Source organism: Loigolactobacillus jiayinensis (assembly GCF_003946445.1).
Classification (GTDB): Bacteria; Bacillota; Bacilli; order Lactobacillales; family Lactobacillaceae; genus Loigolactobacillus; species Loigolactobacillus jiayinensis.
On sequence record NZ_RHOF01000045.1, the window covers coordinates 22,478 to 31,373 of the forward strand.

7 protein-coding genes are annotated in these 8,896 nt (G+C 43.5%); 6 read left to right on the top strand and 1 reads right to left on the bottom strand.

What is annotated here, in order from left to right; genetic code table 11:
- The first annotated feature begins 279 nt into the window (after window positions 1-279).
- Window positions 280-2,022 carry a pyruvate oxidase gene (gene spxB / locus EKM80_RS11165; protein ID WP_125553209.1) on the top strand — a complete coding sequence of 581 codons (1,743 nt, stop codon included), beginning with the start codon at window positions 280-282 and terminating at the stop codon, window positions 2,020-2,022.
- Window positions 2,023-2,091: 69 nt separating this feature from the next.
- On the opposite strand, the gene EKM80_RS11170 is transcribed toward spxB, so the two are convergent.
- Complete coding sequence (locus tag EKM80_RS11170) at window positions 2,092-2,868, bottom strand: alpha/beta fold hydrolase (RefSeq protein WP_125553210.1); 777 nt, start codon at window positions 2,866-2,868, stop codon at window positions 2,092-2,094.
- A 146-nt stretch (window positions 2,869-3,014) separates the two neighbouring features.
- Here EKM80_RS11170 and EKM80_RS11175 point away from each other — a divergent pair, with 146 nt between their 5' ends.
- The 5 genes from EKM80_RS11175 (at window position 3,015) to EKM80_RS11195 (ending at window position 8,825) form a co-directional block, all read left to right on the top strand.
- Window positions 3,015-4,784 (top strand): zinc ribbon domain-containing protein, encoded by a 1,770-nt coding sequence (locus EKM80_RS11175; protein ID WP_225418868.1) that lies wholly within the window; start codon window positions 3,015-3,017, stop codon window positions 4,782-4,784.
- 243 nt (window positions 4,785-5,027) lie between these two features.
- Entirely contained in the window at window positions 5,028-5,828 is an 801-nt protein-coding gene (locus tag EKM80_RS11180; protein ID WP_125553211.1) for a (Fe-S)-binding protein, read from the top strand.
- A 20-nt stretch (window positions 5,829-5,848) separates the two neighbouring features.
- Window positions 5,849-7,324 (top strand): LutB/LldF family L-lactate oxidation iron-sulfur protein, encoded by a 1,476-nt coding sequence (locus tag EKM80_RS11185; RefSeq protein WP_125553213.1) that lies wholly within the window; start codon window positions 5,849-5,851, stop codon window positions 7,322-7,324.
- Window positions 7,321-8,028: a LutC/YkgG family protein gene (locus EKM80_RS11190; RefSeq protein WP_125553214.1), complete on the top strand. Its 708-nt coding sequence runs from the start codon at window positions 7,321-7,323 to the stop codon at window positions 8,026-8,028. Before EKM80_RS11185 ends, EKM80_RS11190 begins: the two co-directional genes overlap by 4 nt.
- Before the next feature lie 305 nt (window positions 8,029-8,333).
- Window positions 8,334-8,825 (top strand): hypothetical protein, encoded by a 492-nt coding sequence (locus tag EKM80_RS11195; protein WP_125553215.1) that lies wholly within the window; start codon window positions 8,334-8,336, stop codon window positions 8,823-8,825.
- Window positions 8,826-8,896: the final 71 nt, after the last annotated feature.

Sequence of the window (8,896 nt, forward strand, 5' to 3'; positions counted from 1 at the left end):
TATTTTATCTGCGGCGTTGCTCCTACGTATTTCACAACAAAAATCTTCGTCATAATAAAGCTCCTTTCCATGATTGCGACGTAAATCACATGTATTGATTCAAATACTATACTGAATATTATCAACAATATCAATAAATAATTGCCGAATAAGGCATTTTTCTTGCCAACGACTTGATTAGCTACTAAATTAAGGGAAAGGGTTACAAAATTAGTAAACCATATTCTAAAGTCGTACCTATTTTTATAGTAAGTAAATAACCAAGGGAGGATATTCATCATGGTCAAAAAAATTAATGCAGCTGATGCAATGCTCAAGGTTTTAGAAGATTGGGGAGTTAAAAATATTTATGGTTTGCCGGGGGGCTCATTTGACTCGACAATGAACGCGCTGCACAATCGGCGTAATACTATTCATTACGTCCAGGTTCGGCACGAAGAAGTTGGTGCCTTAGCCGCCAGCGGTGAGGCTAAAGTTACTGGTAAACTTGGCGTTACATTTGGCTCCGCCGGTCCCGGCGCTGTCCATTTATTAAATGGTCTGTATGATGCCCAATACGATCATGTTCCTGTGCTAGCTTTAGTCGGCCAAGTACCAACTAGCGTGATGAACACTGACTATTTCCAAGAAATGAACGAAAATCCAATGTTCGCTGATGTGGCCGTTTATAATCGTACCGCCACTACTGCTGCTGGTCTCCCCCATGTGGTCGACGAAGCAATTCGCCAAGCTTATAAGCACCGCGGTGTAGCGGTCGTCACGATTCCTAAAGATCTTGGCTGGACTGAAATTGATGATGATTTTGTTTCAACAGCCTCAGCAGCTACAACTAGCGATACAATTGCACCCGCTCCTGAAAAAATTGATGCTGCAATTGCCTTATTGAAAGCCGCTGACAAACCGCTGATCTATATTGGTCAAGGGGCACATGGTGCAACCGACGATATTATTACTTTGTCCGAAAAATTAGGCATTCCGATCGTATCAACAGCGCCAGCTAAGGGCATTATTCCCGACGACTACAAAGCCTACATGGGCTCCGCCGGCCGTGTTGCCAGTAAACCAGGGGTAGAAACTCCACGCGCTGCCGATACTGTTTTATTTGTCGGTACTGATTTCCCATTCACACCTTACTTCTTCAAACCAGATGCAAAGTTTATCCAGGTCGACACTGATTCAGCTAAATTAGGCAAACGGCATCCCGTTGAAATATCAATTCTCGCTGATGCCGTTAAAACGTTCCATGCATTGGTTGAACGCAGTGGCGCACCGGTGACACCAAAACCATTCTACAAGGCAGCCTTGGCTAATAAGGCCAATTGGCGGCAATGGATCGACAGCTTTGAAGAAACTGACCAAACACCAATGCGCGTGGAACCAGTTTTCAAACAGATCAACGCAATGGCTGACCCTAACGCAATTTTCCAAGTCGACGTTGGTAACGTTACTATCGACGGGATGCGCTTCTTGCGAATGAATCGCCAAGAACAATTCACCACCTCTGCTTGGTACGCGACTATGGGTTACGCGCTCCCAGCAGCAATTGGTGCCAAGTCCGCCTTTCCAACACGCCAAGTCTTCTCAATTTCTGGTGACGGTGGTTGGACCATGGTCATGCAAGATTTACTGACTCAGGTCAAAGAGCACCTTGCAATTATTAACGTTGTGCTCAGCAATCAATCGCTTGGCTTTATCGAAGCTGAACAAGATGACAGCCAACAACCCCATTCTGGTGTTGATCTGATTGACGCTGACTGGGCCGGTGTTGCCGAAGATCTAGGCGCTATCGGCTACAAGGTCACTAACCTCACCGAACTAAAAGATGCCTTTGCTCAGGCTAAGAATGTCACTGGCCCAGTTGTGATCGACGTTAAGATCGCCAATGACCGCCCATTACCTGTTGAACAATTGGTACTCGACCCAGAAACACAAGATCCTGCAGCGGTCGATGCTTTTGTAAAAGAATATCAGGCTCAAGGATTGATTCCACTACGCCAATTATTGGTGGATGCGGAAAAATAGGCCAACAAAATCTGCCACAATTAATTTTGTGGCAGATTTTTTATTTCCTAATCTGTTACTCCAAAAAAATCAACCCAGGAACCCCAGCAGCACCTGATTAAACGCCACTGACTGTTCAGCCATCACGATATGGCCACTATTAGCAATCACTTTAGCCTGACCAAACGGTGCTGCTGCAGCTGCTGTTGTCGCAAATTCAGGATTAAAATACGGACTCTGCCCGCCAGCGATAAATAAAATCGGGCACTGTAAATTTGCCACTATATCACGCCAATTTTGACTAGCGTGGTCAACTAGAAATGGTAGATTTAACGCTGCATCGTACGGAAATTGTTGCTGCAAGGGTCGAATTAGCTGATAAGTGCCATCATTAATATGCTTAAAAGTGGAACGGCCCATTGGTTGCTGTAAATAATCGTAGAAATTGGCCCAGTTTAATTGCTTAAACCCATATGACCATTCTGGCGTATTAACCATTTGTGGCGATTGATCAACGTCAATGATTTTAGCCACATTACCAGTGCCATATAGTGAAACGTAAGCAAAAATTGTTGCCGCGCCCATAGAGTTACCCAGTAAAATCACATGTTCTAATTGTAATGCCGCTATTAATTCTGCTAAGTCTTGCGCATGCCGCGAAATACGTAATCCTTTTGTCGTGTGCGCTGACTGGCCTTGGTTACGGCAATCTATATTAACTACGCGGTAGCCAGCTGCTAATAACGCACTGATCTGTTGACGCCAAATTTCTTTAACGCCGCCTAAACCAGTTAAAATCACTACCGGTTGCCCCTGGCCTTGATCAGTATAATCTAGCATTACTTGATCCTGTGTTGTAAATTTCATCGTGTTTAACCTCGCATTTTTTAAATTTGTCTTTATCATAACGCACTCTAGAGGAATCTTGCTATTCAACTTTACTAAAATGCGGTATGATAGTGATGGTTCGTAACGTTTACATGTAAATCGAACAACGAAAGGAGCCAAATTATTTGGCATTTAAAAAATTTCAGAATAGCAACGAGATTCGCCGCTTGATCAATCGACAGAATTTGATTCAAAAACGAGCCGTTGCCATGATCAATCGTGGCACGGATAAAGGTAACTTGTACCAAAAATTGAATCAACGTGTTGGTATCAAACGACAAATGTCGCAAGCGACTATTAACGTCATGATGGATATCTTCCGCAACGAGCATATCACGACCATCCCCGAAAACAGTTTCGTCGTCTTCGCACGAACCACTTTAAACGTACACGACGGCGAACCGCAGGAACTACTGTTGCAACTGAACAAACTCGACTCTTATACATTATTTTTAGCGCCGAAACAGTCCAGTGAAAAAATCTTCAGTACCCCGAAACGTGGTTGGTTAATGACTTTGCGCGATGACGGTTGGATCCTCATGTTACCGGGACAAAATCCCAATCAAGGTATTCAATTAGTTCTACCCGAAGCCAGTGAGGCCGAAGTGACCCCTACTGCCAACACGAACCAGCCAGCACGAACCAGTGCCAACGCACACGTTGCTAAAAGTGCGGCGCCAACTGAAAGTAACGCCAGCAACCATGCGGCAAAGACAGCTGAGAGTAGTACTAATCAACACTCTGTAAAGGCGACAAGTAGCAGTACGGCTAAGCGTACCCCCAAAGCAGCAACTAGTAGCACCACTAAGCATGTCGCTAAAACGACAGATAGTAGTCATGCTAAACGTAGCACTAAAGCAACAACTAGTAGCGCTGCTAAACACAGCACCAAAGTAACCGACAATAGCAGCTCAAACTCAACTAAAGTGACAAGTAATGCTATTGATTCAGCCACCAAGGCTGCAGAAAGTAGTACGGCTAAGTATTCGATTAGAAATACGACCAGCAGCCATGCGACCAGTAATCCAATTAGCCAGACACCTAGTAGTCACGCACCAGCGAAAGCTAGTCAGGCCACGGCAACAAATTCATTTACCAGTAACACAACTAGTCAAGCGCACCTCACTACCTCTAATGCTGCTGTGACCAGTCAAGTCAACCACGTTGCTACTTCGGCAGCCGCTACGAAACCATTACCTGGTCCGCGCGAAGCCGATGAACTGATCAAAAATCTAGTTGAATCTGGCCGGCGTTATCGCGTCGTTGGCTTAGATTATGGCAAAATCAACATGATCACCGCTACAGATGGTGACGACAATACATTACAAGTTCCTGGCTCAATTATTTCCAAGCATATATTAGACTACCAACACGAAATTCGCCAAATGCAGCGCCAGACTCAGACGCTAGATGACGATGTCGAGCTGACGCGCCTATCCTATATGTTAAAACGTTACGTGCTTAAATCTTGTCGCAAAATTGTTAACCAGCTAATTGCGCATTACGGTGACGACGTCATTTACGTTACCGAATTGCATCCCAGCTTAGACGTTAACAAGACACCAAATATTATTTTAAGCCCTGACTATTTCTACAAAGCATTATTCACGATCTTGTTTGAACTGGTTGGCCACAATTCAGCCATCATCCAAGTTCCAAATAACGAAACTTCGATTATTTGCCCAGTGTGTGGCTTCACTAGTTCTGGTAACCGCCAAAAAGAATTGCATACGTTTAAATGCTTAAATTGCGGTTTTGAAAGTAACGACGATCAAGCAGCAGCGACCAATATTCGCCAACGTGGTCTACGTTATATTTCTAATTTAACGAAAAACATGAACTTTACGGTCGCCACTCCCGAAGTGACTCACGCGCCAGTTCAAGAAGAGATATAATTTTTTCACATTAACTAGGGCAATCCCTAATTCTACTTAGACAAAAAGGTTAACTTTTTGTCTTTTTTTTGGCCAAAAAGCTGTTTATATCAGTGTTTATAGCATCCTAAGTCAAGTTAGTGAACAACTCAATTAAGAATAGAAAGCCTTTTCCTTTTTAGTTCAGATGGCCTATACTAAGGCTGTAGATCGATAAAGTTATTAAATGATAATCGTTATCATTTAGCTAAGGAGGGCTTTTTTATGAAAGTCAGCATATTCACGACTTGCATGATGGATTTAATGTTCCCGCACGTCGGTAAAAATATGGTTGAAGTCTTAGAACGCTTGGGTTGCACGGTTGATGTTCCTGACGATCAAATCTGTTGTGGTCAGCCAACCTTTAATTCAGGCTATGTTGAAGCAAGTTGGCCTGTAATGCACAATCAGATCGATGCCTTATCAGCAATCGATTGTGACTATATTGTTTGTCCAGCTGGTTCTTGTACCGCAATTCTAAAAGAATATCCTGAATTATTAGTAGATGATCCCAACGACCCCACTGGTGATTATATGGCGCGTGCAAAAATTTTATCTGCTAAAACATATGAATTTTCACAATTTATTTGGCGTGTGCTCGGTATTGCCGATTGTGGTGCCGAATTGGATACAGTTGCCACCTATCATCGTTCTTGCCATATGACCCGCTTGCTTGGTGAACGGGAAACCCCATTCTGGTTATTGGAAAACGTAAAAGGTCTAGAAATGCGCCAATTAGACGGCATTCAATATTGTTGCGGATTTGGCGGCACCTTCTCGGTTAAGGAACACGAAATCTCTGAATTAATGGTAACTTCTAAAGTAGAAAATATCGAAAAAACTGGTGCAGAAACGCTAATTTCCTGCGACCCTGGTTGCTTGATGAATATTGGTGGTCGTTTTAACCGACTAGGCAAACCAATGAAAATTATGCACATTGCTGAAGTGCTGAATCACAACGTTGATGAAAGTCGGATCAAAAAGATCAGCGAAGTTGCAACGCCAGCACCAGCACCATTTCCATAACCTGGAAGGAGGTCAATACTATGGGATTAAGTACCAGCACCTTACCATTTAAAGAACGCATTGCCGCAGCAGCCAAGGACAAATTCGCCCACGCTTCGATCGCTAAAGCACAAGACACGCAATACACTAAACGTGAAAATGCCCGTGCTGAATTAGGCAACTGGCAAGATTGGCGTAAGTTAGGTCAATCGATTCGTCAACACGTTATTCAATACCTACCTGACTATCTTGAAGAATTTAGTGATAACGTTGAAAAACGCGGTGGCAATGTCTTCTTCGCTCAAACAACGGATGAAGCAAATGATTTTATTCTTAATGTGATCAAGCAACAGCAAGGTCACCACGTTGTTAAATCAAAATCAATGGTTACAGCAGAATTAGACTTAGATAAAAAACTTCAAGCTTTGCCTGACGTTTCGATCCTCGAAACTGACTTAGCGGAATTTATTTTACAAGAAGACGATTGGGATGAACCGTCACATATCGTTTTTCCAGCAATCCATAAAGATCGTAACCAAGTGCATACAATCTTTAAAAAATTGGGTTACGAAGGTGATAATGATCCGGAACATATGGCACGTTTTGCCCGCAAATACATGCGTGAACGCTTTTTAGAAGCGGACGTTGGTATTACCGGCTGTAACTTTGCCATCGCTGACTCTGGCATTATTAACTTAGATACTAATGAAGGTAACGCTGATTTAGCCGATTCAATTCCGAAGGCCCAGATTGTTGTTATGGGGATGGAGCGTCTGGTTCCCAGCATGAAAGAAGCCGAAATCATGGACAACATGCTGGCACGTTCTGCCGTTGGCCAAAAATTGACGACTTACGTCACTTTTGAAGGCCAACAAACACCTGGTGAAACTGATGGACCAGAAAACTTCTACGTTGTTGTTTTGGATAATAATCGATCAAAAGCATTAGGCACAGAGTTCCAAGAAATTCTACAATGTATCCGTTGTGGTGCCTGCCTTAACGTTTGCCCTGTTTATCGGCAAATTGGCGGCCATGGTTATGGCTCCTTGTACCCCGGACCAGTTGGCGCCGTTTTATCACCAATTCTCGGTGGCTATGAGCAATTTGGCGAATTGCCTTTTGCCTCTAGCCTTTGTGCGGCTTGTACCGAAACTTGTCCAGTGTTGATTCCGCTACACAATTTATTGATCAAACATCGTGAAGTCGAAACCGATCGCTTAAACATGATGCACGGCTTCACTGATTTCCAAATGAAAGTTGTTGGTAAAGGTACGAGCTCACCATTTATGTTCAAAATGGCCCTACGCTTCAAACATTTTGGCTTATCACCATGGACACATCAGAAACCAGTTACAGCGACGAACTTCTTTGAATATAATAATTCGATGATCACTAAGGGCCCTGGCATGGTAGGTGGTTGGACCGACGTTCGTGATTTACCGGTGCCACCAAAACACCGTGATGATTTCCGTGTCTGGTTCAAACATCATAAAAAGCAAGGTGGTGACGCCAAATGACTATTCAAAATCGCGATAAATTTTTAGATCATTTAGCTGAGCGTTTAGGCCAGCCGCGGCATCAATTAGCGACGCATCCTTATCAGCAATTAAATGACTTACCGCAACAAACATTAAGCGATAAGACCCCAGCGGAATTATTAGCTTTAGCACGGAAAAATAGTGAAGCGTTGCCGGTCACCTTTTACGAAGTTGCCCCAGTTGAATTACCACAACTATTGACCGACTATGTGACTGATAAGGGCGGCGGTCCACTTCTATTGCCCACTACCAGCCACTTCGCTGATTATCAATTAACCGATTGGCAAAAAAGTATCGCTGCAGACCAAACCGTTAATTACTGGCTACCTGATGCCGACCGCGCAACTAATCTAAAAGCTGCCGAAATTGCCAATATTGGTATTAGCTTTGCTGACTTCTTGCTGGCCGAATCAGGTACCGTTACCGTCAGTACCAATCCAGGTCAAGGTCGCGCGCTACATTTTCTACCAATTCATTACTTGAGTATTGTCCCACGGTCACGAATCGTTGCCCGCTCAACTCAGGCAGTAGCTTGGTACGAAAAGGAACAGGCTGCTGGTTGTTTGGACAGTTCTGCCATTCACTTTATCACTGGCCCATCAAATTCCGGTGATATTGAAATGCAGCTTGTTACCGGCGTTCACGGTCCGTTAGACGTCACTTATGTTGTCGTTGACGACTAAAAAATAGCAGTGCTTGTGGTTATTCAAATGCCGCCAGCACTGTTTTTTCGATTTAAATTTAACAATTGGCCACAAATCAGGTAAAATTACTCTATACGCAACGTCAGTTGTTAAAACTCAGCTTTTCAACGCCACGCTGAGTCAGCGTTTTGACGCCAGTTAGACTGGGCTTGAAACGAGCCTTAGTTAATTAACGGCGCCTGATATTAACGACGATCAGTAATTAATATCAGTCAGCCGTGTTCCTAGAAATTCGTTACTTTGGTGACGAGTAGTTCACATTCAGTAGAAAATGAGGTTATCCAATGGCAACACAAACATTAAGCCAATTAGCAGATTACTTAGAGGCACACAACGACAAAATTAAGATCGGTGACGAAAAATTTGACCCTCAATTAATTTATGCCGCACTTGATCAATTAGCTGTTTTGGCTAAGCCCGTTCAAGATTACTTTACAATCAGTGAAGACGATTATTATGAGCATGAATCTGATCATCTCCTGACCCTGCAAAAAGGTAAAGCGCCTTTAGGTGAGTTAAAGGATCGAATCATCGTTACTCATACCGATGGTGAACTTAGCAATGGCGATCTACGCTACAGTTACGCCCATGAAGATGCTTATAGTGCCGGCTACGATGTTCAAACTGACTTGCACCTGCTCACTTACGGCTTAGAAGTCGTCGGCGCAACTGATAATTTAGATCACGAACAAACACAAAAAACGTTAGCTAAAGATGCTGTTCTTAGCTTAGCTCTGGCTGCTAAAGCAGTCGCGGCTTGGCAAGCAGCTAAATAAGTAACCTTAAGTAGAAGGGGTCTCTGTCAAATCGTATTGGTGGAGATTTTGAACGGCACATTCACTTCGGT